Here is a 26,723-nt window from a genome sequence, read left to right as displayed (position 1 = left end):
TTATTACATCAATACGCCAGCCATCATCGCTGGCGTTTTTTTTAACGGAGAAATTCCCATGACAACACAGACACAGTACGAGCTTGTACCTGCTAACGAACCAGAGTTTGAACTGACGGTAACGCAGGTACTTGACGAAGAGCGTATCAACTTCTGGCCGCAGCACTTTGGCACCATTCCACAGTGGATAACGCTGGAGCCGCGCATCTTCGCCCGAATGGATCGCTTCTGTGCAGGTTACAGCGGCGGTATCTGGTCGTTTTACACCCTCAGCAACGGTGGCGCATTTATGGCTCCCGATACTGACAGTAATGAGGCATGGACTCTGTTTAACTGCCTGAACGGTAATGCCGCAGAAATGAGCGCGGAAGCCACAGGTATCGCTGTCTGCCTGATTGAATACAGCCATCATGCCTGCCGTACTGAGTGTGACACGATGACCGCGCACTATTACCGCCTGCGGGACTATGCCCTGCAGCATCCTGAAGCCCACGCCATTCTGCACATCATCGACTGACCGGAGGAACAACGAATGAAACAGCTTTCCTTTTTACCCGGTGAGATGACGCCACAAGACCGGCATCTCATTCAGCGGGCGCTCAGGGTTCTGGACCGGCACCTGCATGAGCCTGGGGTGACTTTCACCTCCACCCATGCCGTCCGGGAGTGGCTGCGACTGCATATGGCCGCGCTTGAGCGTGAAGAGTTCCGGGTGCTGTATCTGGACAACCAGAACCAACTTATCGCGCATGAAGCGCTCTTCACCGGCACGATTAACCGCACCGAGGTCCATCCCCGGGAAGTGGTTAAACGCGCTCTGTACTTCAATGCCGCAGCAGTGATACTGGCCCATAACCACCCTTCCGGGAACACCACACCCAGCCAGGCAGACAAAACCCTCACACAGCGGCTGGTGCAGGTACTTCAGCTGGTGGATATCCGCGTCCCTGACCATCTGATTGTCGGCGGCAGGCAAATATTTTCGTTTGCAGAACACGGCCTGCTGTGAGGAACACTCATGAAAATTATCAGTCAACGTCGGGCGATGACGTTATACCGTCAGCATCCTGAGTCCCGCATTTTTCGATACTGCACCGGCAAATACCAGTGGCATAGCAGCATCCGTCATTACCTCGGTAAGGACATCCCGGATATTCCCGGCGTGCTGGCGGTATACGCTGAGCGCCGCCAGGACCGTAACGGATCGTATGCCTGCCTGATGAGTATCACTCTGAACTGACAATAAAGGAGAACAGTAATGAGCAACATCACATGGGGCCTGCAGCGGGATATCACACCGCGTCTGGGGGCCCGTCTGGTACAGGAGAGGAATCAGCTACATTATCTGGCTGACCGGGCCAGTATCACCGGTAAGTTCAGTGACGCCGAATGCCTGAAGCTGGATGAGGCATTTCCGCATTTTATCAGCCAGATGGAATCGATGCTGACCACTGGTGAAATGAATCCCCGACATGCCCACAGTGTTACGCTGTACCACGACGGTTTCACCTGTGAAGCCGATACCCTTGGTAGTTGCGGCTACGTATACATCGCCGCTTATCCCACTCAACGCTAATTATTTCCACGAGAGCCAAAAATGAAATCTCTACCTGCAATAACCCGGCGGGCGGCGAAGCCATGCCTGCCACCTGTGGTTGTCTGGCAAATGTTGCTGACCCATTTACTGGAGCTACACTATGGTCTGACGATAAACGACACACCGTTCAGTGACGATACCGTTATTCAGGAACACATTGATGCCGGTATCACTCTGAGCGATGCCCTCAACTTTCTGGTAGAAAAGTATGAACTGGTTCGTATCGATCGTAAGAGGTTTAGCTGGCAAGAACAGTCGCCATTTATTACCGCTGCAGATATTCTCAGAGCCAGGCGAGCGATGGGAGAAATGAGCACTTGAGTAGTATTAGTTTTCTTCCCATTACCCACCTTTTTTCTGAGCCAAAAGGGGTAAAAATATTTTTAGGCACCACATTAGGCACCATCGCAAAGTTGAACTAGATTTTAACATAATCAATTCAATGAATTACAAACCCAATTCAGACTCCGCCAGCCCAAAATTCTCCATCGGTGATTACCAGAGTCATCCGATGAAGTCCTAAGAGCCCGCACGGCGCAAGCCCTGCGGGCTTTTTTGTGCCCTCAATTTGTCCCGCGAAGTCTGAAGCCAACTAATTAAATCCGAACCTTTTAGGCCCATTGATAGGCCCAACGAAAAGCTCTATTGTTTTTGAGGGGCCTAAAACAACGGAAACCCGGCAATGGTCAGACAAATCACTCTCCGTAAAAGAAATCGAATCTGCCTGATTCGGGGAAACGAATCACGTTTTCTACGATGGCGATGCGCGGGGCTTTCGGGCGGAGTCCAGCACTTTTCTGGCGAAACAAATTGATCAGCAAGAACAACTCCGCTGTTCGTTAGAAGCCAAAATCAATACTTTCCAACCTGCACCTGAAATCACATAGGCTGGAAGGCTACATCAGTCGCCGTTTTAGCTGTTATGGCAACAGAGTTGCGAAAAACTTATTCTTGTTACTGAAGCGTGAACGGATACATAAAATGATCTACGGAACGCGGGAAGAGACCCGGAGCGATATTTTAAATTCCAACAACTAAAAATCCAAAATAAGATTCATTCTTTTCTGGACTCGCAATTAATCGGCATGTTACTTTAAAATGAATTGATTAATTCCTAACCGTTTCACTGCATCGTGCTGAGATGAGTGTCATTTTTTAAGAAAAGTAACCACATGAACACTGTCACCAGGCTTATTCTGGCATTCAATTTATTTATACCATTAGTGTCTCACGCTGAAATTCCTGACAAATTTAATAGCAGTTATCTTCTCGAGGGTTATCAGCTTTATAAAAAGGATCATAACACTATTTACCAACAATCCGCTCCAGCCGCATTTTCAGGATATGTAAGAGGAATAGCAACAGTTCTGACGGCTGAGAAAGAGATTTGTATTTCGGATACATTCGATATAAACCAGGTTTTCGATACCGTAGGCAACTGGCTTAAAAACAAACCAGAAGAAAGAAATAATCCCCCAGCAATGATAGTTGCTGAGGCATTGGTTGAAAAATACCCCTGTTCTTCTTAACTCATCAAAAGGCGGGTTTATACGTTGACGCCAGGTTTATAAACCAGTCGTTCGTTTTTAATGAGCGACTGCTAATCTATATTTCATATTATCTGACCCTTGACTTTAACTGCAAAAACCGCCTTTCTACTAAATACCACGACCCACTTGCCACAAAAAAAGTCAGTATCAATGACAACCCGAATGATAAATATGGATGCGTGTTATATAACCCTAAAGAATAAAGGAGCTGGATTACAGGGAAGTTATACAGATAGATACCATATGAAAAATCCCCTATTTTTTCAAAATTGAATCCCAAAGGGATATTCAAACAACAAAAAAGCACAGAGGATACAACAAGAAAATATTCACTCAAAAACCTCAACTCTTTCCCTTCCGCCAGCATATAACAAATAGCAGAAACAACTGCAATTGGTGGAATGAGTTTTATAAAATTTTTAACAATAGCAAACAATGCACCGCCGAAAAAATATGCCGCCATACCGACAAACTGTAACGACATCATCCTGGCATTAGGTGAATCACTGATACACCGGAAGTAAAACAGCCACGGGACAGAAACCAAACAGACCAAAGTAAAAGCGAGCATTTTATTCCGCACGTATATATAAAAAAAGATCGGCACAGATAAGTACAGGATGATTTCCGTTTTAAGCGTCCACAATGAACCATTGACAGCAGTTAATGGATTATCGACAAATATACCGGGCAAAGCCGGATGGAGAAAGTTCATAAATACTGCATTTGCCACAATATATTTTAATAAATCGAGGTTAAAAAAATGTTCTCCGATACAATACATCGCAACTACACTGGCACAAAAAACAATAAAAGAAAGACAAAAGTAATATGCAGGAAGTAATCTTAGAGCACGCCTATAGAAAAAACCACGCTGATTCCTCATGTAGCTTTTTACTATCAGATAGCCGCTTATCACAAAGAAGCATTCAACAATCACATCACCACTGAGGTAAGACAGGATCGGCTTTAACACATCTGAATTTGTAATACCTCCATTATGTACAAGTAGTACACCAACAGCCAGAACCAACCTGATTAGGGTAAAATTATCACTGCATTTAACATTCATTTCATTATAACCTCCTGATATTTTCTCTAAAATATTTTACTTTACATTTAAATAAACTCACCTTCATATATGAAACAAAAAAACACAACAGAAATATATTTATAGGCATCATTAATCAGCCAATAAACATAATAAAAATGAATAATAAACCCAGGACACACAACTTTTCTCGTCGCATCAATATCCTGTTTATTTACGCCTATGTGAATTTGACCGATTGCCACAATACGGCCTTAATCAGTCATTACATCGGCAGTTCTGGCTTCATTGCCCGTCCCGTCGATCGCATTTCTGTTCTTGAGAAATTATCGCCACGCTATAGGAAAGTTAAGCTCTACGGTTTGTGAATCCGCGATCCAAACTCTTTATAAAAGCCCGTGCTCTACGGGCTTTTGTTAATCCAGGCTGGGCTACATTTTCGGCTGATATCGATACTGCTCGAAATATTTCCTCGCCTTCGAGTCCGCTTCCTTTAGAGCTGTTGGAGTCAGGTTCTCCCGGGTAATATCAAGCCCGGTCTGCGCATCAAAGTTCCCGTTAGCTACGGCCACAGCATTCCAGATATAGGCTTGCGCATAATCTTTATCGACGCCTTTCCCCTCGAGGTACATCCTTCCCAGCATTCCCTGCGCTTCCGCGTTGCCCTTTCTGGCTGCCTGATCAAATTGTTCAACAGCTTTCTTGTCATCCTGGGCAACACCTTTACCTTCTAAGTACATCAACCCAAGCTCCTTGTAAGAGCCAGCATCTCCCTGTGCGGCGGCCTGTTCATACCACTCGACGGCTTTCTTATCGTCCTGTGCCGTTCCCTCACCCTTTGAATACATCATGCCGAGCATACCCTGAGCCAGCACATCACCGTGGGGAGCGGCTTGATTAAATAACTCAAACGCTTTCTTGTGATCCTGCGCCACACCGACACCTTCACCAAGGTAATACATGGCCCCCAGCATGCTCTGAGCCAGAGTATCTCCGTGGCTGGCAGCCTGATTAAACAATGCGAAAGCTTTGTTGTTATCCATACCCACGCCATCACCTTCCAGGTATTTTCGACCGAGCAGGCCCTGTGCCCTGGCATCCCCTTGCTCAGCCGCTTTGCTCAATGACTGAACTGTGTTGTAGCCATCTAACAGTGACTTCTTACTTTCAAGAAAATGCTGCGCGTCAGGATTCCCTTTCTCAACAGCCCGGTGTAACCACTCTATCGCATGATAGTTTCCCCGTTCGGCAGCAATACTTAGCCACTCAACCGCCTTCTTATTTCCTTGTTCGGCCTGTTTGTTAAACCAGTCGATAACCGTTTCGTCATACCAGCGCCTCCCTTCGCCATCAAAATAGACTAAGGCAAGAAAATAGCGCGCATCGAAGTTCCCTTGCTCAGCTGCGCGGGTAAGCCACTCAACGGCTTGCTTATCATCCCGGGCAACCCCCTGACCTTCGAAATACCGTATTCCGAGACAGTACTGCGCATCTACATCCCCCTCCCCGGCGCCCTGCTGTAATACCGCTACAGGCTCCTTTTTCCACTCTTTTGCCTGTCCTTGTGATGTTCCCACGCCCCATAACAGGCCAATGAAAGTTAAGGCGAGGAGAGGCCGACTGTTCATAAAACGTAATCCTTGTTAAGAAAAATGCACATAATGGAGATGACACTTGCACAATCCAACCGGTTTGACTGGCGGTTGTGATCCCTATCAGAACTATTAGACATCGGCTGGACAAAGCAGGAAAAACAACTTCCTGATAATTCAGGTGATTCTGACAATTATATTTTCAGCGACATAACAATTATTGCGCCAAATAAAAAACATATCTCATCACACATCGTGACCTTTTGTCTTCGGACTGTTATTGAATGTTAATCAAACACATCATTAATACCCGGGATAATATGGAAGCAGATTTAACATAAAGGTACCGGAGGGAGTGGCTTTCCCCGCGCAGATCATTTGCAATATTGCCAGGTTAAATTCTGCGATTCCCGATAACTCAGATCTTCAAGTAACAGACAGAGGATCTGAGTTTTTGGGAATAACTTCGCGAAAACGGAGAGAAAACGGTGTTTTTTTTCAGTTAAGCTATGTTCATGCTTTGGCGCTACTACTCGGTCAGTCTCACAATCCAGGAACGCAACCTATAATGGCAAAAAGTATCCCGCAGCTGCCACATGACCCTCACATGTGCCGCAGTTATGAAAAAAAGACTCGCAGCCCACTGGCTCTCTATTCAGAGTATCAGCGGATGGATGTCGAGTTGCGGGCGCCGCTGGCGATGACCTACAGCCACTGGCATGGTCAGGTTGAGGTCAATGTGCCATTTGATGGCGATGTGGAATACCTGTTTAATGACGAAGTGGTACGCAGCAAACAGGGTTATATCACGCTATTCTGGGCCTGTACGCCTCATCAACTCACAGATGCCGGGCACTGTAAGCAAATGGCAATCTTCAATTTACCCATGCATCTGTTTTTGTCCTGGCCTCTGGATCGTGAACTGATTAACCATGTGACACACGGGATGGTTATTACCTCGTTAGCCTCACAGCAACTCAGCGCTTTTGAAGTTCAGCGCTGGCAGAACGAACTCAACAGCGATAACGAGCAGATTCGCCAGTTGGCCATTGATGAAATTGCCCTAATGCTCAAGCGCTTTAGTCTTTCAGGCTGGAAGCCTGTACTGGGTCATAAAACATCACGAACCCAGAAGAACAGTATTTCGCGGCATTCACAGTTTTACGTCAGCCAGATGCTTGAGTTTATCGCCGCCAACTGTGACAAACTGCTCACGGTCGATGCCATAGCCGAGCACGTTAAACTCAATCCAAACTACGCGATGGGTATATTTCATCGGGTGATGCAACTAACCATGAAACAGTATATTACCGCGATGCGCATCAACCACGTGCGAGCGTTACTCAGTGATACTGATAAGACAATACTCGATATTGCCATGCTTGCGGGTTTTCGCTCCAGCAGTCGTTTTTACAGCTCATTTCATAAATATGTCGGTATGCCGCCGCAACAGTACCGTAAACTCAGCCAACAACGGCGAAATCATCAACCCTATGTGGAGGGATAATTTATTAGCAAAACCGCCGCTTATATTACTACCGGGATATGAACAGCAGAGTCACGATCAAATTAGAGAACCCGATACAGTTAATAAAAATAGCGTTTTTCCGGAAACACTAGCCACTATGTCATTCAATAATTGAATGACCTGTAGCAGGTATTTATTTGATTCGTTCAGCCATTAACGATTGGGATGGAATTATGCAACAGAATAGCTGTACCTCACACAACAGAAAACCATTATCTTTCTTATGGTCAGTATTACCAATGGTGGTAATGCTGAGCGGAATTAGCATCGGGTATTTTATATTTGGTATTCGCGCAGAACCAATGATACTGATGGGGACAGCGACCGCCTCATTTATTGCTATCGCTCATGGCTACACCTGGGATGACATTCTAAAATCCATTTGTAATAAAATATCGGAAGCGCTACCTGTAATATTGATTGTCGCCAGTATCGGTTTTTTAATTGGCTCATGGATGGTGTCAGGAACTATCCCTATGATGATCTATTACGGTCTGAAGTGGATTAATCCGCAATATTTCTATATTTCCGCTTTTATGCTGGGAGCACTGATCTCTGTCTGCACCGGTACGTCCTGGGGATCTATCGGTACCGTAGGGATTGCCATGATTGGCGTGGCGATCGGCCTCAATGTTTCACTCCCGGTTGCTGCCGGAGCCATTGTTTCGGGGTGCTGGTTCGGCGATAAACTCTCGCCGGTCTCTGATTCAACCAATATGGCGGCACTGGCTGCCGGTGTAAACCTGTACTCACATATCGGCCATCTGCTATGGACCACAGGACCTGGATTTATTATCTGCTGTGTCGTTTACAGTTATATGGGGATGGGTATTGATGCAACCAGCAGTGCTCCAGAAAATATCACTAATTTAATGAGCTCTATCGGCCAGATTTATCACTTTAATATTCTGTTGCTGCTACCGCCGATTATTGTTTTATACGGTTCATTATCAAAGAAACCACCTATTCCCATGTTATTTCTGTCGACCTTAGTCTCGATGATTCTGGCATTAGTCTTTCAGGCATTCACGGCATCCTCTGTTGGTGAATCCGTAGTCAGCGGCTTTAAGCTCGCTATGCTCACAGGAGATGCCCTTCCGGCACTATCATCTGATGTCTCTCGCTTGCTGGAGAGAGGTGGCGCAATTTCTATGTTTAGTAGCTTTGTGACTGTTTTCAGCGCCTTTAGTTTTGCCGGTGCCATGAGCGCAACAGGTTCTCTGCATACCGTGATTAACGCACTGACAAAAGGCGTTAAATCCACATTCCGTCTGGTTGCCACCACTATTGTTACGACATTCACCATCTGTGCCTGCACGGCAAATGGTACCTTACCGCTGCTGTTATGTGGCGATGCATTTAAAGACGAGTATAAAAAACGGGGACTTGCCGCAAAGAATCTTTCGCGAACCACCGAGGATGCCGGAACGGTCGTCGAACCTATTATTCCGTGGTCTGCTTCCGGCGTTTATTGTGCAACTATGCTCGGAGTCGCCACCCTCGATTATTTGCCGTGGGCAATCTTATGCTACAGCGGCGTCATCTTCGCACTACTGTGGGCGGCGACTGGTATCGGCATTGCTAAATACGAGCCAGACAATGTCGCTGAGAATATGGCCGAGCAAAAATCACCGGCTAATTAAAAAATCAATATCGATATTCACCAGGGTTAACTATTCGATATTTAGCTGACATGCAGATTATATGCATATAAATATTCTGCATTTATATTTCATTGTTTAAATAATAATTTATAGAGACTGACCAGGAGTTAACAATGTCTTTGTTTGACGATATTGTCATAAGGGATGATAGTTGCCGTAAATACGGGCAATTACAACAGATGTTTGGCACTCATGATGTATTGCCGCTATGGATTGCAGATATGGATTTTGTCACTCCAGAGCCGATTATGAATACGCTACATGCTGTGGTTGAACAACCCGTTCAGGGATATAACCTGGATTATCCGCACTGGAAGGAAGCGGTTATCCACTGGTATGCGAAACAGTATGACACCGACATCAAACAACACTGGGTGCATTTCGTCCCAGGGGTCATTAAAACGATTGTGTTATCTCTGATGGCGCTCACCCGTTTGGGCGATAATATATTGACCTGTACCCCAATATATGACCCTTATCCAAATCTTGTAAAGACCAGCGGCAGAAACCTGATCCAGACACGCCTGGTCGAGATGAATGGGGGCTATAAATTTGACTGGCATGATTTCCGTGAGAAGCTAAAACAGTGCAAAATGTTTCTTTTTCCTTCACCACATAATCCCGGCGGGATGATATGGAGCCGGGAAACGCTTGAGAAAATTAGCCTCTATTGCCAGGAGGCTGGCGTTATCGTTGTATCGGATGAAGTCCACGGTGATTTAACCTTACCGGGTAAGCAACATTACCCGTTTTTTACCATTGATGAAGGTCTCAACGCTAAATCAATCGTATTGACCTCGATCAGCAAGACCTTCAATACCGCGGCAATCCAGGGCGGGATAGCAATTATTAAAAATGATGAGCTGCGCAGTCAGTTTTATGGTTTTCTCGATAATTGTTATCTTGCAGAGACAAATTCATTACAGCAGGCAGCCATTTATAGCGCCTATACTCACTGCGCTAACTGGCACCAAAATTTATTAACTTATCTGTCTGATAACGTCGCGTTTGTAAAAAGCGAAATAGAGAAAAACTGTCCTTTAATATCAGTTACCTATGGTGGTGCATCCTATCTGCTTTTTCTTAATGCTGAAAAAATGGAACTCAGCGATAAGCAGCTCGCTTCATTTTTTGTTCATGAAGCCCGACTGGGTCTTTCTCCTGGCGCACAGTATGGCCCAGGCGGAGAGGGACACATGCGATTAAACGTTGGCTGCCCACGCGCCGTTCTGGTGGAAGCGATGAACAGGCTAAAAGCGGCTTACCAAAGGCGCTACGCAAGCTAATCTTGAGCTTATCAGCGTACTTTTTCGCTGTCCGCTATCGATATTATGTTGCCCTGCAGCGATGGGGCAACCATTGGCCTTACAAGGTAAATACCTGCCATTTATTACCCAAAGATATTGGTTTAACGGCTATAAAGTCTTTCTCTTCTGTCTGCTGGTGTTAAACTGGAAAGTGTGATCTTCATCATAACCTGCTTAAACAGAGAAAAGAGACACTGCTATGCAACATATCATTGAGGGCTTCCTCAACTTCCAAAAAGAGATTTTCCCTCAACGTAAGGAACTCTTCCGCAGCCTGGCATCCAGCCAGAATCCTAAAGCGCTTTTCATCTCCTGCTCAGACAGTCGCCTGGTACCAGAACTCGTCACACAGCAAGAGCCAGGGCAGCTTTTTGTTATCCGCAACGCCGGTAATATCGTGCCTTCCTTTGGCCCGGAGCCAGGTGGGGTATCTGCGACTATCGAATACGCGGTTGTCGCATTAGGCGTGACGGATATCGTTATCTGTGGCCACTCCAATTGCGGCGCGATGAAAGCCATTGCCGAAAGCCAGTGCCTGGATCCGATGCCTGCGGTCGCCCACTGGCTGCACTATGCCGATGCCGCTAAAGCGGTGGTCGATAAAAAAACCTGGGATAACGAAACCGATAAAGTTAACGCGATGGTAGAAGAGAACGTTATCGCTCAGTTGAACAATATTAAAACGCATCCTTCAGTTGCTGTTGGGCTACGTAATAATGCACTGCGTCTGCACGGCTGGGTGTACGACATTGAAAGCGGCGAAATCCGTACTCTGGATAAAAACAGCAAAGCCTTTGTTTCGCTGGCAGATAATCCGCAGGTACATTTCGAATAAATCCTCAACTGGAGCAGGGATGCTCTGGCAACGTCATACCTCCCCCCACTATCTCTGCTAGTGGACAAAAATCACTGTTGCTACTAGCTTTTACACTGGCGATGAGTGTAGCCGTATTGGAACCAGCAGCAAATTAAGCGATAAAAAGGAGCAGTTGCGAATGCGAACGAAAAATAACAGACTTATTAATATGTTATTCTTTCATGAGTCGTGGGACACTGTGATCATTAAAAATGACGGCCCTCATACATTCCCCACCAATACGCTGGACATCCTTACTAACACCAAGGGACAACAACTCAAAAAAAAATATACCTTCCAGGCCGATCCTTTCATTATTGAAAGGGACAATAAAGTGTATGTTTTTTATGAAGCATTAAGTTTTCGTAATTCTAAAGGAATATTACGATGTCGCATACTTGATGCTAATTTGGTTGAGCTTGATGATGTAAAACTCGAAGGTTTTGATAACCTAAAGTGTCATTTATCATTCCCTTTTTTATTTTACAGTCATGATCAACTCTTCATGATCCCTGAGTCCTCCGAAAGAAAAGAAGTTATCTTATTCCAGTCCATAGATTTCCCCGTACGCTGGCAGCAAGTAAAAGTATTACTGTCTGACATCGCATTAACAGATAATGTTCTTTGTTCGCACAATGGGAATCTCTATCTTTTATCCACCACGATGGATGATGAGTTAACGATTCATACAGCCGCGGAGGTAAATGGGCCATGGCAGAAAATAACGCCAGCATTACACGTATGTAATCAACACCATCGGGGAGCGGGTTCGCCACACTGTATAAATAATAAAATGTACATCCTCACCCAGGAGTGTACGCCAGAGACTTATGGAAAGTCAGTCTATATCAAAGAGTTAAACACTCTTGACGCTGCCACATTTGATGAGAGTCTGGTTGTACAAATAAACGCCAGCATCAACCAAAGCGAAGGGGTACATACATTAAATTTCACCGACAACTATATTGTTTATGATACCAAGATAAACCGGTTTAGCTTTTTAGCCATACTTAAAAAAATATCATATAAGTGCATGGTGAAATACAGGAATTTTTACCTTACCAGACGCCACCAATAGCGTTTTATTTATGGCAGTGGCATTGGTAAATCAATGGTCGTTTGCATAAAATTTATCTGGAGACTGTATGGCAATTCTAGTCACAGGTGGCGCTGGTTATATTGGTTCACATACCGTGCTAACCCTTCTGGAGAGAGGAGATGACGTCATCGTCATCGATAATCTCTCGAATGCCTCTCAAACATCACTGAACAGAGTCGCAGAACTCACCGGAAAAGAACCCGTCGTTTACATTGCTGACATCCTGGATCGGGATACTTTGAAAACAATTTTTTCCCGTCATAGCATCACCGACGTTATTCATTTTGCGGGACTAAAATCGGTTTCAGAGTCAATAAAAGAACCTCTCGCCTACTATGAAAACAATGTCACAGGAACGCTGGTTTTGCTTTCTGAGATGTTAACCGCAGGAGTTAAGAACTTTATATTCAGTTCTTCCGCAACGGTATATGGCGAACCGGAAAACGTGCCGCTAAGTGAAAAGTCACGTACAGGCGGTACAACTAATCCGTATGGCACATCCAAATTTATGGTCGAGCAAATTCTGGCGGATTTTTCGCGCGCACAACCCGAGTTTCGCATCACCTGCCTACGCTATTTTAACCCCGTTGGCGCTCATCCTTCAGGCCGGATTGGTGAAGATCCTAATGGGATACCTAACAACCTGGTACCCTACATTTCACAGGTTGCGATTGGCAAACTTGAAACCGTGTCTGTATTCGGTAATGACTATCCGACCCCTGACGGAACAGGCGTGCGTGATTACATCCATGTTATGGATCTGGCAACAGGTCATTTAGCGGCACTGGATTGCCAGGATAAAGGCGAGTCATTCAAAGTTATCAATCTGGGTACCGGAGTCGGTTATTCCGTCATTGATCTCATTGAAGCCTTCGAAAAAGCGGCGCAAACAAAAATCAATTATAAGATTGTAGCGAGAAGACCCGGTGATATCGCCGAATGTTGGTCGGACCCGTCGTTAGCACGAGCAGAGCTAGGCTGGCAGGCCATCTACGGACTTGATGAAATGATGCGTGATACGTGGAACTGGCAAAAAAACAATCCTGACGGATATCACGAGTAATATTTAACCCGCAATGCGCCTTACTATTGGGCGCATTGCGGCTGCAGGCTAACGTGCGGTAATCGACGACACTCGATACCAACCGCTGCTCTGTTTTCCTTCATTGGCAAAGCTAATTCTGGCCATGCCAGACTTGTCCACAATAGCAACTTCAAGATGGTACATCCCTTCCGGCAACGCACCTGGCATTGGCAACTGATAATTCAGCAGATGTTTTCCGGGCAACCAGCGACGAATATCTTCCGGCACATTCCCTTGTGCAATAACTTTATTGGCATCATTAATAATGCGAAATGACAGGGTGTAAGGAAGATAAATAGGCGCGATACCATCGTTATACCAGGTGCTGGTCAGTGCCAGGCTTTGTCCATTTTGCCATACTGACTCGTGGCTCAGGGAGGCTAAACGAAACCGGTAGCCCAGCTTTGTCAGCGCATCATCGACAATCGGCCGATATTCACTGGGGACCGCTCTCGATTTCAGGTTGATCGTACTGGCGTGCTGCTTCACCGCCCAGTCAAAAATCCCCTGCACTTCAGCCCGCGTATAATGGTAGGTCTTCTTCCATTCCGGCATATATGAACACATTTCCAGACTCACTGGCGCTTTCTTCCAGGCATCATTAAATCCTGAAAAACTTGTCTGCGCCGCCAGCAATCGTTGTGGATAATCATCGTGCATATGATTCCAGGTATCGGAAAACACGCGCAGGTCGCCCCAGCAGTCCGCGCGCCATCCAGCCCCTCGCACCACCGCATTCGCCAGGCTTTGACCGCCACTCATCAACATAATTTTCGGGGTAACGGGAAAAGCAGAAAAATGCATGGCGACGTAACGATCCAACTGAGCCGTCGTGTACCTCTCCAGCAGCGGTTTCAGCGTCGGAAAGTTGCTGTTATGCCACTCTCCCCATGCCCCTACCATGCCAATATCCACAAAAGCCAGATTCTCATTACCATCGTAACGCTTACCAAAGGCATTCAGCAGTCGCTGACTGTATTCAATAAACAGGGGATCATCTAAATCAGGGGCGAAGGTTTTATGATCGGGCGTCCATGTTCCTTTCACTCCTTTTTTAATCAACCAGTCAGGTATTTGCGGACCACTTTCCGGTTCTGCAAGCGCCATAAACCGCAGCCCTACATTCATCGCAGGCCGATGTGCGGCTGCGTATTTGAAAGCATCATCAACAAGTGCAAAATTGTACTGACCTTCGACGGGCTCCAGTTCTCGCCAGTAAAAACGCTCATATTCAAATCCGGTATCAGGGTAATCAGCCAGGCCCAGCTTTTCGCCATATCCCTGATGAAAACTGGCAACCCCAATACCAGGATTCGTCAAAGGGCCGGTCAGTGCTTGGGGCGTTACGGTCGTTAATGCGGCCATTGCCGCCAGCGGAAAGAACAAACACAACAGTGCAGAAACCCATTTACACTTCATCGCAGCAACGCCCTCAGCAGTCTGTTAACGCTAGCGGTCTTTCAGGCTTAACCACCAGTCCCAAATACCAACGTGGAAATTGTGGAAAATATCGATACCCAATGCAGATTTGATCATATACAGCGTCAGCAATATACAGCTGGTGACAAACAGCACGGCAATCAGCAGCAAAAAAGTGAGCAAGATTCGCGACAACGTCGACTCCTGGCGATGCTGCTGACGTAAATCTCTGCCAAGCAAAAAAACCAGATAAAAACGTTTACCGAAAAAAGGGAAACTTCTGCGGATATCAACCTTGTGCCTTGCGCCCAGGGTAATGGCGAGGACCGCTTTCTCTACCCCCGCTTTTTGTTCCGGAGTTAACTCTTCCGATATCTGCGGATCAAGCTGAGCATAAAATCTCTCGATAGCGGGGGGACGTGTTTGAGGACTGGTCAAAATTAACCTATATCTTTATCGATTGAGTGATAGACATTGACTGTTTTTCTGGCGATTTCGTGCCAGTTATAATTTTGCAAATATACACTATAGTCAACGCTATTAGCTGCTGCCCACACAGCCATTTTCTCAGCCAGATTAGTCAGATTCCCCACCTTAAAATACGCATCTGGAGGCAATTTGACCTCGAGGTTAGCAGGAATATCGCTCACCACAGCTGGCAGGGAGAATGACATAGCTTCCAATAACGCTATCGGCAATCCTTCATGGTACGAAGGCATCACGAACAGTTTTGCCTGCGAAAACACCGCCTGCAGCTCATCACCTCTTAAAAACCCAGTCATTACTACGCCAGGGGTATCGGCAGCAAGCTGCTTGAGTCGAATGCTGTATTCGGTCGGATGATCCGCATCACCAATTAATACTAATGGCAGTTGCAAACCGCTTTGTTGATAAGCGGAAATAGCATCATGCATCCCTTTTTCTTCAACGAATCGTCCAACCACAACTAAATAGTTTTTCGCTTCGAGTCCGAAGCGGGAAAGCGTGGTGTGAAGAGTGTTATCTGATAATAACCGGGGTTCATTGACGCCGTTGTAAATCAAATGTGCATCATAGCGGCCATGTTTTTTCTGGATCAGTTGGTTAATAACCTCAGAAATAACAATCACCTCGCTGGCATATTTCACCGCCCAGCGCTCACCGAGCAGCAATATTTTTTTGGCGACATATCCCCATTTCTGCCGATCGTAGTCAGGCCCATGATGGGTGAAAACTACCCTCTTACCTAACAAACGCAATAAAGGAATAACTAGTCCAGGACCAATAGCATGTACGTGCACAATATCCGAGCGGTCTATGCAGGTTCTGAACGCCGCTAAAACGGAATGGACAATCGCTTCCAGCGAGCGTTTTTTAGGTGCCCACAATGCATAAGTTTCGACTTTCTTATAGGAAGACCGTTTGTAATTCACATACGGCGAGCGGGCGATGACACAAATATCAACATCAAACTGCTGTTTAATAGCAGGATAAAGATTCTGGCAATGCGTTTCCACACCGCCCAATACATCTGGGATCCCACGAGTACCAAACACCGTTATTTTTTTGCTCATCTTATGGCCTGCTTAAAAGTTCTTTATATAACGTCTGTAGCGTCTCCATATGCTTGTCGAGAGCATATTTTTCACTTAGACGTTCACGGCCATGTAAGCCCATCACCCGAGCTTTCTCAGGATCCTCTACAAGGGTATCCATCGCCCCCGCCAGCTCCTGTGCATTGCCCGGCTCAAATAAGATCCCTTCAATACCATCGCGAATTTGTTCTGGAATGCCGCCAATGCGCGACCCAATCACCGGCTTCGCAAATGCCATCGCCTCTAACACCGCCATCGAGCAGTTTTCATAACATTCAGAAGGGAGGATCACCACCCTGGCTCGTTTAATCAGATTATCCAGCGCCTCTCCCTGCTGCACGTAACCTAAAAATTCAACATCCGGGTATTTAGCAACCAACTCGTCATACAGCGGACCGTGACCGACAATTTTCAGTGTGGCTTTGTTACGCATTTTTTGATGAGCCTGCAGCAACGTTGCCACCCCTTTCTCACGACTCAAGCGACCAAAGTACAGCACGTAACCCTCATCGTTTATCTCACCGACAGGCTGGCTGTCATCAACGCCATTGACGATCACATCAATACGGGAATTCGGCAGGGTACGCAGCAAAATACCGCGCAAGAACTTACTGGGTGACACGATCACATCCAGTGCCTGATAGTTTTGCGCAATATATTGCCAGGTAGCCTCTAAAGAGAGCAGTAAACTCTTCGAGGCAGAGCCTTCCTGGCAGCGATATCTGAAAGCATTAAAAACTGTCCCGGTGATACAGGCATCACAAACCTTACCCTCACGTAACATTGAATACGAGGGACAAACAATCTTATAGTCGTGCGCAGTCAACACCGTTTTACAGCCAAAATTGCGCGCCACTTTAATCAATGCCGGCGTCAACTGGTGGTAGATATTATGAAAGTGGACGATATCCGGGCGTTCTTTTTGTAATAACGCCAGCATTTTTTTACAGGCTTCAGCGTTATGAATAAAGCTAACTGCCGTTTTGATACCGCCCAGCAGACTACTGTCTTTATGATAATCCACATTACCGACGAAAAAATCCGCATAATCAGAAGGGAAATTCTTTTCATGCTGCATGGAAAAATCAATCACCTGCACGCCAGCTTTTTTCAGCATGCTTCGTTCCTGAAAATAAACCGTTTCCGCCCCACCCTTAATGAAGAAAAACTTGTTAACCAATAAAATTTTCATCACATCTGCCCTGTTTATTCATGAATGATTTTACTGTTGGGCGGAGTCAGCGGATCGCGTACCGGATAAATACACCCTTTGAGCAACCCCGCTGAACGAACAACCATATTTATTACGCTTTGTAACCCATCGGTTAGCGAGCGGTTTTTCACTATTTTCAACAGGATAAATACCAGTAATGGCAGAAGTGCAACCGCCATGACTTTACCGTTAAAAGTGAGCAGTGCAGCGAACAACAAAATAAGATAGAGGGCAAATACGGCCTCATTCCTGACTATTTTTAGTGCCCCCATAAACCAGGGTTTCCCCCAGCTACAGCGCAACAGCTCGCCTGGCGCCTGGTAATATCTTGTCTTCCACCGATGCATCAGCATCTTAAACGTCGGCATGGTATGTGAAGTATGGCTAAAATACGGAATATCCAGACGACGCAGTTTGTAACCGGCGCCAGTAATGCGCAGACCCAACTCAGCCTCTTCATAAGCATGTAAATTCCGGTTTGTCAGATAGCCTATTTTTTCTATCGCAGAACGGCGATACAACCCACCGCCACCTAAATGATCGCAATCCCCAATGGGATAAATTTGATTAATTCGTTGCTTACGGGATTTAAATTCATAGTTAACGGCATCATCCATTTCTACGGTCCCGGCAACACCCGCATATTCCGGTTCAGCCTGTAAAAATGCGATGGCCCGATCGATAAATCCTTCTTCCAGCTCCATATCGCCATCCATCAGCAACAGGTAATCTCCTTCACTAAAAAGGTAACCCAGTTGATGCCCCACACCGCAGCAGCGATCGCCAGGATCGGTTAATGACACCACCGTCACCCCTTTATTTACCGCCAGTTGCTGGGTGTTATCGGTCGACAGGCTATCGGCAACAATAATTTTATGTGGGTAGCCTACGAGCTGTCGCCGGATACTATCGATCGTTTTCTCAATACCTTTTGATTCGTTGAGAGTCTTAATACTTACTGAAATAAATGGTTTATTGTCCATCCCATCCCCCTGCGCTGCGAAGAACGGTTCGACGAATCACTAAGCTTGAGCCCAGTGACAAATAAAAAAGGAACTGTAACATCGGCGTTATCATCAGTATTTGGCTGTAAGGTAAGCTGATTAAACAACTAATAGCAAAAGCGTTGAACGCTGGCGCGAAGCTCAACAACTGGAGATCCTGCTTGTCCAGTTGCTCAAGCACCAGCAATGGTTTTGGCTGGCACACTTTCAGAATATAAATAAACAGACTAATAAAAAGCAGTGTGCCGATGACACCAATTTCCCAAAGAAGCATACTCAGAGAAGTGGAATCGAGAATTAAGTTATAAACAATATTCAAAAACCCAGGGGAGACTGTACTTCCGCTGTTTGTCGCATTAAGTCCGTAGCCAAATAACGTGCCCGACAGCCCCCACAGATCGTTATTTTTTAGCCAGAACAGAAACGTCGTAAAGCGCCCCAACTCACCGGTAGACATGACGTAGTTTGGGTCAAAAATATAGCTCAGAGAATCGATGAAAATGCTCAATGAGCTTTTCGTTGGGTCGGCGCCAAAAGCCGAAGTATAGTACCAGGCAAGAATCACAACCGACAGGCAGATAAGCAATAGCATACCCGCTACGATCAAAATCAACGTCTTGAAGTTAATCTTACTGACGTCTTTAACATAGCTCGGGGAGAGCCATACCCATACCAGGAATAGAGGTGAAAGCAGGATGACAAACTTCACTTCACCAATGATGCATAACCCTAGCCCGAGCACAATATGCAGCGCCATAGATTTAAACGTCGTCAGCCCGTGCTTATACTCCGAGAGTTTTAGCAACATGATTAACAGGCAAAACAACCCCATTGCTGCTGTATTCCCGCCGCCCATTGGGTCGCCGCCAAATGTACCCACTACGGAGTCCCATTTTTCATCTTCACCACGCTGAGCAACGCGCTGAGGAACCACCAGTAACACCTGATATATCATTACCGGAATTTGTACGTAAAACACCCAATACAAATATCGCGTGGCCCGATAAATCTGCGATTCCCGGCAAAATCCCAGTAGCAAACAGATCATCACCAGCGACAACGCAATTTCGTTTTTAAACGCGACAATCGCGACGGTTACTCCCCCCTGGAGCAGAGTTGAGGCCCCGGCCAGCACCAGAAAAGAGAAATACAGTGCCAGGATTATGGTTTCCTGCGCATCCAGTTGCAGCGGGGCATCCCGTGTCTGCATGACCATTAATCCGACCATCAGCAGCGTCAGAAAAAATGGGATCCACAGCACCGACTGCATACCAGTGAAATACTGCACCAGACCACACAGTATCAACGTAATAAAGGTATAGGCCTGTAAATAATATCCGGTATTCAATGTCATAATATCACCGGCTTGTCTTTCAGGAGATTGGCACGTTTGTTCATTTTGAGATAAATGAACGCATAACGAATAAAGGTCAGTGAAGAAAATAATATTACTGACGCTGCATAGTCATGATAAAAATAAGGCGTCACAACAAAAGCAATCAACACAATGGCCAGCTGTTCAAGCTGGATCCTGAGAAAATAGCGATGGGAACCAAATATCAGCTCAATCACCGTCAAAGGGCTGATCGCCAGCGCCGGAAACAAATAGGGCAACATGTAGCGCGAAGTCTCAATAGAGTTAATCCAGTCTTCGCTAAAACCAAGCCGCATCACAATCGGATAGAAAATAAACACCCCGAGAGTGCAAACAACCCCAAGAACTAAAAGCAGCATCCTTACCTTAGTATACTCTTGATAATTAAAGGTGTTATTCCGGAAATCCATAGACCACTTTGAGAAAATCGTATTGCGTACTGCATTACCGATAATCACGACGGGTGCCAGACAGAACCGACTGACGACTGAAAAATAGCCCGCTGTCAGCGCCGAGAACCAGAAGTTAATTAACATGATCGGCAAGTTGCTGCTTGCCATCGCCAACACCTCGGCACTCCCGACCTTAGTGATGTGATGAATATGCTGTTTAAAAAATAGCAGGTTACTGGATGGGCGCAGATGCTTAACAGTCACTGAACGAATATCAAACGAATGTAAAATGCAGCTCGTCGTCAGCAGCATCATCGCACATGCCCACGACCAGTAGAACATCTGTACATGATGAGTGAGCAGCACTGAGAGCACCACTACCACTGAGACAGAAATTCGCTGAAATATCAGAAAAGAAAAATTTGCCGTCCGCAGTGACAAATTCTCTGATATTAAAACCCACGCATTTGAAAGCGACAGCAAATAGAGAAACAGGACGTTCTGATGAAATAACCATGCTGTTAATGCGGCATACGGCAGCGCAATTACCGCACTTTGCAGCAGACAAAACACCACATTTTGCGCCAGGTCCTCATCCTGCTGTTTAGGAATCAACAGCTGTGAGGCAAAGGTACACACCTGTGCCCCAACCACCGCAATGCTGTAGTTGAGCGCATAAAGCCCAACCTCAGCCATATCATACTTGTGTGAGATCAACCAGATAGACAGCGCACCAATCAACTGCGAGATGACTGATGAACCGGCTATCGTGGAAGCACTCTTCAGTAGACTCATACACGACCTGGCGTAGTCATCAGTTGGTCAGTATTAAAGTTCAGTGAACGCAGTCCCTCTTGCGTTTCAAGATTCTTTTCCTCGACCGCATTTAATACCGCGCCAATCACAACGCCCTGATTATCTTCAATCTTATCCAGCGCGCTGGCAATTGTCTCCGCTGAACCACTCCCGGCTTTCACGATGAAAACAACGCCGTCAACCGCCCGTTTAAGCAGTTGGATATCCTGGCTCTGATTCACCGCAGCAACATCAATAATAATGCGCTGGTATTGCGACTTGAGTTCGCGCATTAAGGGTTCAACACGTTCAGACGACAGCATCAGTAAAGAGGAGATCGTGGCCTTGCCGTGTGGAATAAAATCAAGATTCTCATTAATCTTAATACGCGTATTTTCCAGTACGGCTTCACCCCGCAGTAGTTCCGCCATGCCAGCCGATGCTGGGGTAGCAAGCTCAGTAGACAGACCATCATGATTAAAGAAGTCCGCATCAATAAGCAGTGTTTTCTGATCGAAGCTAAATGAACTCGCCAGCAGATTAGCTAACAGAGAGCGCCCTTCACCATGCTCCGCCGATGCCATCGCGACCGTCTGTAACGCGCGGTTATCTAACATTATCCGCGTGCGAATACCGTGAATAATATCGGCGTTCAACGGGTTCTTCAGGATCAGGTCGCGAACCTGTGCTCGCCCCGTTATACCGATGAAACGACGGATCTCACCCAAGGGTTCGATATTAAGGCGTTTTTTCATCCGGCTAAGGGTGCTAATCGAATTATCCATTGCCGCTTTAACGATGAAATACATAATGCTGAAAACGACCACCAGCATAACAATCATCACCAGCAGTAACGACTTATTCGGCTTAGCAGGCTTTAGCGGAGGAACTGCAGGATCATACAGCACCGCGTCAGCATTTACGCCGGAAAGCGACAACTCCTGAGTACGCTGGTAAAGCGTTTTATACAGATCTTCCATTTTATCCAGTGACAGTTTTTGGCTGTTGTAGATATCCCGTTTTGACGCCATTTTCTGGAATATCTCTTTCTGCTGCGCCAACTGCTGCCGGTAGTTATTTTCATCTGTCACCGCAGCCAGATATTGCTGACGTAACCCAGCTTTCAGTTCACCCAGTACCCGCTGCGTTTGATTTTGAATCGACTGAACGTCGGCTTCTGCTTTTAAGATGGTTGCGTGCTTAGGCCCATACAATTTTCTCTGTTCAGACAGCACGCGCTGTGCCTGAATCAGTGCAATACGTAAATCCTGAATCTGTGCATGGTCAGAAACAGAGGGCAGAGAAATGATATCCCCGGAAGACTTTCCGCGACCATTCACTTCGTTATAAACAGATTCCGCGGCGACACGACGTTGAGTCGCATCTGCCAGACGATTGGTTACAATACTTAATTGCTCTGTTTCAAAACCATCAATACCGCGGAACGTTAATAGCCCCGCATTTTTCAGGTAGTCATCCATCTCCGCTTTTTGTTTAGCAATTGACTTCTGCACCTCTTCCATCTTTGCAGCGTTTAACTCTTTCGCTTTCTCTGCTTTCTCGCGCTTTTGCTCAACGGTGTAGTTGATAAAAGCCTGAGCCACGCCATTGGCTATCTCAGCCGAAAGCTGCGGAGAGGTAGATTCATAGGAAATGGACGCCAGATTAGTCGTGCGAATGCCGACGATCTTCAGGTCTTTCGACAACGTCTTCAGCGCCTGTTCGACCCTCAACTGCCGACTCTCACTGCTGTCAGCCCCGCCAGTACCCGATTTCTCACCATTGAAGTCCGGATTTTCATCCAACTTCAGATCGCGCACAGCCTGCTCCAGAATGATTCGTGACTGCATCAGAGCATATTGGGTTTCGTAGTAGCCACTGCGCGTTGAATCAAAACCATCAACCTGTGGAAACGGCGAAACATTATCAGCCTGGGCCTTAATCAGCACAGTCGCCGTCGAAACATACTTTGATGACATCATGCTGATTAATGGATAGGCCACCGCCCCCGCAACGATACCGGCAAGTGCGATTTTCCAGGCATTCTTTTTAAGTTCTTTGGCAAAGCGTGAGAAATCGACTGAGTTCTCTCTTTTCTTGCCGTTTTCCACTATAGATAGTTTCATCGTTAGAAGAACCCCATGCCAATAATCACGACGTCCCCAGGACGAACAGAGTGCGTTAAATCGACATTCTCAAGGAGCTGATTGCTACCAGCCAGTCGAATGTTGATATCTTTGCGGTCTGCACGGTCAGTAAATCCCCCCGCCTGGGCAATAGCTTTTTCTACGGTAAGTCCCGGCTCATAAGCGAATGCATTCGGGCTTTTCACTTCACCTGAAACGTAGAATTTACGGAATTCAGCAATGCTTACGGTCACCATAGGATTAACCATATAACCATTGCGTAAACGTTGAGATAATTCCGCACTCACCTGTTCAGGCGTTTTGTCTTTCAATGCGAGTACGCCAATATAGGGGAAATTTATTGAGCCACTCTTATCCACAATAAACTTCATCGTCATCTCCGGTTCCCCGTAAACAACGATATTGACAGTATCCCCGGCACCAAGTCGGTAATCCTCTGAGGTGACAGCAGGATCGTCCGTTAATGGTGGTCTGGACGTTGCGCATCCGACCAACAGGATACTGAATAGAAAAAACGCGCACAGTTCTATTATTTTCATTTTAGATCTGAACCTTAGCTTTAAGCATAATCATCGAATTATCATAACCTAACGTTCTTATGACTTCCTGATTGTCATTGGGACCGATAAAGAACGAGTCAGTATCCTTATTCGAATTTAATGTATCTAACTGATATTTAATCTCAAAATTAACAGACGGTGTGTAGTCATAGCTCATGGTTACACTGAAGACACCATTTTTATCATGTCGGTCCTTGTTTTGTTTCTTATAGTCTTCCATGGTGTAGGCATAGTCGAGAATGGTTGAAAAGCGTTCACCTAACCAAAAATGCTGGTAAGAAACCCCATACTCAGTCACTAAAATATACCCCCCAACTTCCGATGGGTCTTTAATGCTTTGCGCGGTACGAGCAGTAAAAACAGACTGTTTTAACGGTTTCCACTCTCCCTTAATATCCCAGTTTAGACCATTAAAATCATGCGAGTTTGGGCTGTTTTCAAATGTTTTGTACAACCAGGCGATATTCATATCGACATTGGTTTTCCCCGTCAGCTGCGATTTCAGACCGTAAAGCAAATAATATTCATTACTGTCTTTTTCTGAGTTGTTATCATAGTGACGTTGGTTAGTAATAAAACTATAGCGAAAACGCGTTCTGGATGTGTATTGATCAAAAATCTCTGCAACCAGGCTATTTTCATGCCATTCCTGATCAAGGATGTAATTGTAAAAATCCTCACTGGTATCTTGCGTATCCTGCGTGTTACCGAAAGTCAGTTTTTTATATAACAACGCCAACTCCGCTTTACCACGTCCATCTGGCGCACCGTAGCTATAGCGTAATTCACTGTTGATAAAATTTGTCGTCAGCGGAGATGTAATTCCGTACTGCCGAAACTGGCCCGGCAGAAAACCTTCGGTGATATCACGACCACGATTTTCATGCCCAAGAGAATCTTCCAGATTGAGAGTTAAACCGTGCATTTGCCCATAACGCCAGGCACCGTTAAAACGGAAAAAATGATCGTTGTAGTTATCAGCGGAATCGCTTGAATAGTTACGGTAATCGCCGGAATACATCAGTAAATACTTATCCTGACCGCGCTCTCCGATCATACTCAGCACTGGCGCTGCGCTCTGAAATGAGGAACCAATAGCATCACTGTTATGTGGCTGATAAGTCACGTTATCATCATAACCGTAGTCCACAGCAACCTTGCCCTGGAAGTCGATCCCGGCAAAGCCAATGTGTGATTTCGGTGTTAAATCAGCCCATGCGGACTGCGATATCACGATTCCGGTAATAACTATTAATTTAGTATGCATTCTTACCGACAAATCCTTTGAAAATAGTTTTAATAATAATTTTTATATCCAGCCATAACGACCAGTTTTGAATGTATTCGATATCATACTGAACGCGTTTTTCCATCTTGTAGAGCGCATCAATTTCCCCACGAAACCCGTTAATTTGCGCGAGGCCAGTGATCCCAGGCTTAACTTTATGGCGGATCATGTAATTTTCTACCTGCTTACGGTATTGCTCATTATGCGTAACCGCATGCGGTCTTGGACCCACAATCGACATGCTGCCTTGCAACACATTAATAAACTGAGGTAACTCATCAAGCGACGTTCGACGCAAAAAACTACCAAATTTCGTCACTCGCGGATCGTTCTTCGTGGCCTGAATCACCGTGTCGGAATTCTCCATTACCCGCATAGAGCGAAACTTCCAGACTTTAATTTTTTGCCCACTCAAACCATAGCGGTCTTGTTTAAAAAATACTGGCCCACGTGAAGTGAGTTTGATACCAATAGCGATCGCTAACATTAGCGAAGAGATCATCACCATAATAATGCTGCCCAGCACCAAATCTTCAGCCCGCTTAATAAACGATCCGGCCCCTTCAAACGGGGAACTAAAGATACCGATAGTTTGCAGATTATGGATAGATCTCAACTTAGACATATTGTTACTGTAAGTATAAAAATCAGGCACAATATAGGTATCAACCGTGGTATCAGACATCATGGCCAAAAAATGACGAATACGTTGTAGCGCCACCATCGGCAACGCAATATAGATTTCATCTATATTTCCCAGTTTAGCCTCTTCAACCAGGTTGATCACCGGCCCTCTAAAGGGGCTTTTAATTTTGTTAACAAAATCACCGCAGCGGGATAAGCTGCGTTCATCATAAAAGGCCAAATCTAATTGGATATTGGAATATTCATTCATCAATGCATTTTCTGCAGCGAGGCCATTATCGGTAAGACCAATAATCGCTACGCGAACATTTTTCTTGGTTGAATATTTAAAAATGAAAAAACGAATGTAATATAAAAAAGGTAAGGGAAAGAAATACCAAAAAATAATAGCTGAACAAACTGGGTTGTCCAGTTTACTTAAGTATCCTAATGTCTGAGGTTCAGCCACCGCAACGCTGACTATCTCAATAGAAATAATCGCCAGCAAGGTACAAGAAAGCAGTCGTTTTTGATTACGTAAGCCAATGGTCTTTATTTTTTGCTGATACATTTTAGTATATTCAGCAAACAGCAGAAAAAAGGTAGAAAAAAGAACACTCAAAATAGCAACTGTCTTAAATGGCGCCATATTCAACAGATGTGCGCTAACAATCAACGTTAAGTTGATAACAATAAAATCGACCAGTTTTATAAATACTGGGTATCCTTGACTGCTAATCTTTAGCGAATTTTTCAGCATATCCCAGCCTATTATCTATTGATCTTTAATTATTTTTTGCTCTTTTCATGTTGCTAATTATATCACAAGTCAAAAAAACGCAATGGTACATTGTCAGTAAATGTAAAAAATAATGCTACACAATGTGACTCTGGCTCCATTGATAGTATGTATTTATATGATTTTTAAGGTTATTAAAAATATCAGCACTTGATTATCATTATCAAAAAAAATGATTATTAGCAACAAAGCGACTATTGACAGA

At 45.4% G+C, this 26,723-nt stretch carries 25 protein-coding genes and 2 pseudogenes; 14 read left to right on the top strand and 13 right to left on the bottom strand.

What is annotated here, in order from left to right; all coding sequences use genetic code 11:
* Nucleotides 1–58: 58 nt before the first annotated feature.
* From LG384_RS23045 to LG384_RS23010, 8 genes and pseudogenes are all read left to right on the top strand, one after another.
* Nucleotides 59–517, top strand: a complete 459-nt coding sequence (locus LG384_RS23045; RefSeq protein ID WP_225761577.1) for an antirestriction protein — start codon at nucleotides 59–61, stop codon at nucleotides 515–517.
* A 15-nt stretch (nucleotides 518–532) separates the two neighbouring features.
* Entirely contained in the window at nucleotides 533–1,009 is a 477-nt protein-coding gene (locus LG384_RS23040; RefSeq protein WP_225761576.1) for a RadC family protein, read from the top strand.
* 9 nt (nucleotides 1,010–1,018) lie between these two features.
* On the top strand, nucleotides 1,019–1,240 hold the full coding sequence (locus tag LG384_RS23035; protein WP_225761575.1) for a DUF987 domain-containing protein: 222 nt from the start codon (nucleotides 1,019–1,021) through the stop codon (nucleotides 1,238–1,240).
* A gap of 18 nt (nucleotides 1,241–1,258) precedes the next feature.
* Nucleotides 1,259–1,576 carry a type IV toxin-antitoxin system YeeU family antitoxin gene (locus LG384_RS23030; protein WP_225761574.1) on the top strand — a complete coding sequence of 106 codons (318 nt, stop codon included), beginning with the start codon at nucleotides 1,259–1,261 and terminating at the stop codon, nucleotides 1,574–1,576.
* Nucleotides 1,577–1,597: 21 nt separating this feature from the next.
* Nucleotides 1,598–1,918, top strand: coding sequence for a TA system toxin CbtA family protein (locus tag LG384_RS23025; RefSeq protein ID WP_225761573.1), 321 nt, complete (start codon nucleotides 1,598–1,600; stop codon nucleotides 1,916–1,918).
* Between the two features lie 440 nt (nucleotides 1,919–2,358).
* Nucleotides 2,359–2,475, top strand: a pseudogene (locus LG384_RS23430) (hypothetical protein); the annotation flags it as partial.
* Nucleotides 2,471–2,623: pseudogene (locus LG384_RS23015) on the top strand (IS3 family transposase); the annotation flags it as partial. The pseudogenes LG384_RS23430 and LG384_RS23015, both read left to right, overlap by 5 nt.
* A gap of 146 nt (nucleotides 2,624–2,769) precedes the next feature.
* Nucleotides 2,770–3,126: a Rap1a/Tai family immunity protein gene (locus LG384_RS23010; RefSeq protein WP_045446450.1), complete on the top strand. Its 357-nt coding sequence runs from the start codon at nucleotides 2,770–2,772 to the stop codon at nucleotides 3,124–3,126.
* A gap of 88 nt (nucleotides 3,127–3,214) precedes the next feature.
* Here LG384_RS23010 and LG384_RS23005 read toward each other — a convergent pair whose 3' ends face one another.
* On the bottom strand, nucleotides 3,215–4,219 hold the full coding sequence (locus LG384_RS23005; protein ID WP_225761572.1) for an acyltransferase: 1,005 nt from the start codon (nucleotides 4,217–4,219) through the stop codon (nucleotides 3,215–3,217).
* 410 nt (nucleotides 4,220–4,629) lie between these two features.
* The gene (locus LG384_RS23000) at nucleotides 4,630–5,826 is read right to left on the bottom strand and encodes a tetratricopeptide repeat protein (RefSeq protein WP_225761571.1); all 1,197 of its coding nucleotides are present in this window, start codon (nucleotides 5,824–5,826) and stop codon (nucleotides 4,630–4,632) included.
* A 532-nt stretch (nucleotides 5,827–6,358) separates the two neighbouring features.
* Between LG384_RS23000 and melR the strand changes: the two genes are divergently transcribed.
* The 6 genes from melR (at nucleotide 6,359) to galE (ending at nucleotide 13,307) form a co-directional block, all read left to right on the top strand.
* Nucleotides 6,359–7,297: a transcriptional regulator MelR gene (gene melR / locus LG384_RS22995; protein WP_045446456.1), complete on the top strand. Its 939-nt coding sequence runs from the start codon at nucleotides 6,359–6,361 to the stop codon at nucleotides 7,295–7,297.
* 194 nt (nucleotides 7,298–7,491) lie between these two features.
* Nucleotides 7,492–8,961, top strand: coding sequence for a Na+/H+ antiporter NhaC (gene nhaC / locus LG384_RS22990; protein WP_225761570.1), 1,470 nt, complete (start codon nucleotides 7,492–7,494; stop codon nucleotides 8,959–8,961).
* Between the two features lie 134 nt (nucleotides 8,962–9,095).
* Nucleotides 9,096–10,268: a MalY/PatB family protein gene (locus tag LG384_RS22985; protein WP_045446459.1), complete on the top strand. Its 1,173-nt coding sequence runs from the start codon at nucleotides 9,096–9,098 to the stop codon at nucleotides 10,266–10,268.
* Nucleotides 10,269–10,488: 220 nt separating this feature from the next.
* Nucleotides 10,489–11,124 (top strand): carbonic anhydrase, encoded by a 636-nt coding sequence (locus LG384_RS22980; RefSeq protein ID WP_045446462.1) that lies wholly within the window; start codon nucleotides 10,489–10,491, stop codon nucleotides 11,122–11,124.
* Nucleotides 11,125–11,284: 160 nt separating this feature from the next.
* Nucleotides 11,285–12,223, top strand: coding sequence for a hypothetical protein (locus tag LG384_RS22975; protein WP_225761569.1), 939 nt, complete (start codon nucleotides 11,285–11,287; stop codon nucleotides 12,221–12,223).
* Nucleotides 12,224–12,290: 67 nt separating this feature from the next.
* Nucleotides 12,291–13,307, top strand: coding sequence for a UDP-glucose 4-epimerase GalE (gene galE, locus LG384_RS22970; RefSeq protein ID WP_048220722.1), 1,017 nt, complete (start codon nucleotides 12,291–12,293; stop codon nucleotides 13,305–13,307).
* Between the two features lie 48 nt (nucleotides 13,308–13,355).
* On the opposite strand, the gene LG384_RS22965 is transcribed toward galE, so the two are convergent.
* The 11 genes from LG384_RS22965 to LG384_RS22915 are packed head-to-tail and all read right to left on the bottom strand — an operon-like array spanning nucleotide 13,356 to nucleotide 26,479.
* Complete coding sequence (locus LG384_RS22965; RefSeq protein ID WP_225761568.1) at nucleotides 13,356–14,747, bottom strand: DUF4832 domain-containing protein; 1,392 nt, start codon at nucleotides 14,745–14,747, stop codon at nucleotides 13,356–13,358.
* Between the two features lie 30 nt (nucleotides 14,748–14,777).
* Nucleotides 14,778–15,185: a hypothetical protein gene (locus tag LG384_RS22960; RefSeq protein WP_045446474.1), complete on the bottom strand. Its 408-nt coding sequence runs from the start codon at nucleotides 15,183–15,185 to the stop codon at nucleotides 14,778–14,780.
* Between the two features lie 2 nt (nucleotides 15,186–15,187).
* Nucleotides 15,188–16,300 carry a glycosyltransferase family 4 protein gene (locus tag LG384_RS22955; protein ID WP_225761567.1) on the bottom strand — a complete coding sequence of 371 codons (1,113 nt, stop codon included), beginning with the start codon at nucleotides 16,298–16,300 and terminating at the stop codon, nucleotides 15,188–15,190.
* 1 nt (nucleotide 16,301) lies between these two features.
* Nucleotides 16,302–17,513: a glycosyltransferase family 4 protein gene (locus LG384_RS22950; protein WP_045446480.1), complete on the bottom strand. Its 1,212-nt coding sequence runs from the start codon at nucleotides 17,511–17,513 to the stop codon at nucleotides 16,302–16,304.
* 14 nt (nucleotides 17,514–17,527) lie between these two features.
* Complete coding sequence (locus LG384_RS22945; RefSeq protein ID WP_225761566.1) at nucleotides 17,528–18,517, bottom strand: glycosyltransferase family 2 protein; 990 nt, start codon at nucleotides 18,515–18,517, stop codon at nucleotides 17,528–17,530.
* Entirely contained in the window at nucleotides 18,507–19,892 is a 1,386-nt protein-coding gene (locus LG384_RS22940; protein WP_045446486.1) for a hypothetical protein, read from the bottom strand. Before LG384_RS22940 ends, LG384_RS22945 begins: the two co-directional genes overlap by 11 nt.
* Nucleotides 19,889–21,100, bottom strand: coding sequence for a lipopolysaccharide biosynthesis protein (locus LG384_RS22935; protein ID WP_200012319.1), 1,212 nt, complete (start codon nucleotides 21,098–21,100; stop codon nucleotides 19,889–19,891). The genes LG384_RS22940 and LG384_RS22935 overlap by 4 nt, the downstream gene beginning before the upstream one ends.
* Complete coding sequence (locus tag LG384_RS22930) at nucleotides 21,097–23,226, bottom strand: polysaccharide biosynthesis tyrosine autokinase (RefSeq protein WP_048220717.1); 2,130 nt, start codon at nucleotides 23,224–23,226, stop codon at nucleotides 21,097–21,099. The genes LG384_RS22935 and LG384_RS22930 overlap by 4 nt, the downstream gene beginning before the upstream one ends.
* 2 nt (nucleotides 23,227–23,228) lie before the next feature.
* Nucleotides 23,229–23,786 (bottom strand): polysaccharide biosynthesis/export family protein, encoded by a 558-nt coding sequence (locus LG384_RS22925; protein WP_045446495.1) that lies wholly within the window; start codon nucleotides 23,784–23,786, stop codon nucleotides 23,229–23,231.
* A gap of 1 nt (nucleotide 23,787) precedes the next feature.
* Complete coding sequence (locus LG384_RS22920) at nucleotides 23,788–25,074, bottom strand: outer membrane beta-barrel protein (protein ID WP_045446498.1); 1,287 nt, start codon at nucleotides 25,072–25,074, stop codon at nucleotides 23,788–23,790.
* On the bottom strand, nucleotides 25,064–26,479 hold the full coding sequence (locus LG384_RS22915) for an undecaprenyl-phosphate glucose phosphotransferase (protein ID WP_225761565.1): 1,416 nt from the start codon (nucleotides 26,477–26,479) through the stop codon (nucleotides 25,064–25,066). Before LG384_RS22915 ends, LG384_RS22920 begins: the two co-directional genes overlap by 11 nt.
* Between the last annotated feature and the right edge of the window lie 244 nt (nucleotides 26,480–26,723).

Origin of the sequence: Citrobacter sp. Marseille-Q3906 (assembly GCF_916618775.1) — a bacterium.
GTDB classification, from domain to species: domain Bacteria; phylum Pseudomonadota; class Gammaproteobacteria; order Enterobacterales; family Enterobacteriaceae; genus Citrobacter; species Citrobacter murliniae.
The sequence above is the reverse complement of the archived record's forward strand: the minus strand, read 5'-3'. Positions and strand labels throughout refer to the sequence as shown.

Excerpts from the sequence above, each read along its gene's own strand:
- LG384_RS22930 (WP_048220717.1), bottom strand. The coding sequence starts at position 23,226 with ATGAAACTATCTATAGTGGAAAACGGCAAGAAAAGAGAGAACTCAGTC.
- LG384_RS23025 (WP_225761573.1), top strand. The coding sequence starts at position 1,598 with ATGAAATCTCTACCTGCAATAACCCGGCGGGCGGCGAAGCCATGCCTG.
- melR (WP_045446456.1), top strand. The coding sequence starts at position 6,359 with ATGGCAAAAAGTATCCCGCAGCTGCCACATGACCCTCACATGTGCCGC.
- LG384_RS22950 (WP_045446480.1), bottom strand. The coding sequence starts at position 17,513 with ATGAAAATTTTATTGGTTAACAAGTTTTTCTTCATTAAGGGTGGGGCG.
- LG384_RS22955 (WP_225761567.1), bottom strand. The coding sequence starts at position 16,300 with ATGAGCAAAAAAATAACGGTGTTTGGTACTCGTGGGATCCCAGATGTA.
- LG384_RS22920 (WP_045446498.1), bottom strand. The coding sequence starts at position 25,074 with ATGCATACTAAATTAATAGTTATTACCGGAATCGTGATATCGCAGTCC.
- LG384_RS22935 (WP_200012319.1), bottom strand. The coding sequence starts at position 21,100 with ATGAGTCTACTGAAGAGTGCTTCCACGATAGCCGGTTCATCAGTCATC.
- LG384_RS22975 (WP_225761569.1), top strand. The coding sequence starts at position 11,285 with ATGCGAACGAAAAATAACAGACTTATTAATATGTTATTCTTTCATGAG.
- LG384_RS22985 (WP_045446459.1), top strand. The coding sequence starts at position 9,096 with ATGTCTTTGTTTGACGATATTGTCATAAGGGATGATAGTTGCCGTAAA.
- LG384_RS23030 (WP_225761574.1), top strand. The coding sequence starts at position 1,259 with ATGAGCAACATCACATGGGGCCTGCAGCGGGATATCACACCGCGTCTG.
- LG384_RS22980 (WP_045446462.1), top strand. The coding sequence starts at position 10,489 with ATGCAACATATCATTGAGGGCTTCCTCAACTTCCAAAAAGAGATTTTC.
- galE (WP_048220722.1), top strand. The coding sequence starts at position 12,291 with ATGGCAATTCTAGTCACAGGTGGCGCTGGTTATATTGGTTCACATACC.
- LG384_RS23005 (WP_225761572.1), bottom strand. The coding sequence starts at position 4,219 with ATGAATGTTAAATGCAGTGATAATTTTACCCTAATCAGGTTGGTTCTG.
- LG384_RS23000 (WP_225761571.1), bottom strand. The coding sequence starts at position 5,826 with ATGAACAGTCGGCCTCTCCTCGCCTTAACTTTCATTGGCCTGTTATGG.
- LG384_RS23045 (WP_225761577.1), top strand. The coding sequence starts at position 59 with ATGACAACACAGACACAGTACGAGCTTGTACCTGCTAACGAACCAGAG.
- LG384_RS22945 (WP_225761566.1), bottom strand. The coding sequence starts at position 18,517 with ATGGACAATAAACCATTTATTTCAGTAAGTATTAAGACTCTCAACGAA.
- LG384_RS22965 (WP_225761568.1), bottom strand. The coding sequence starts at position 14,747 with ATGAAGTGTAAATGGGTTTCTGCACTGTTGTGTTTGTTCTTTCCGCTG.
- nhaC (WP_225761570.1), top strand. The coding sequence starts at position 7,492 with ATGCAACAGAATAGCTGTACCTCACACAACAGAAAACCATTATCTTTC.
- LG384_RS22925 (WP_045446495.1), bottom strand. The coding sequence starts at position 23,786 with ATGAAAATAATAGAACTGTGCGCGTTTTTTCTATTCAGTATCCTGTTG.
- LG384_RS22915 (WP_225761565.1), bottom strand. The coding sequence starts at position 26,479 with ATGCTGAAAAATTCGCTAAAGATTAGCAGTCAAGGATACCCAGTATTT.
- LG384_RS23040 (WP_225761576.1), top strand. The coding sequence starts at position 533 with ATGAAACAGCTTTCCTTTTTACCCGGTGAGATGACGCCACAAGACCGG.
- LG384_RS22940 (WP_045446486.1), bottom strand. The coding sequence starts at position 19,892 with ATGACATTGAATACCGGATATTATTTACAGGCCTATACCTTTATTACG.
- LG384_RS23035 (WP_225761575.1), top strand. The coding sequence starts at position 1,019 with ATGAAAATTATCAGTCAACGTCGGGCGATGACGTTATACCGTCAGCAT.
- LG384_RS23010 (WP_045446450.1), top strand. The coding sequence starts at position 2,770 with ATGAACACTGTCACCAGGCTTATTCTGGCATTCAATTTATTTATACCA.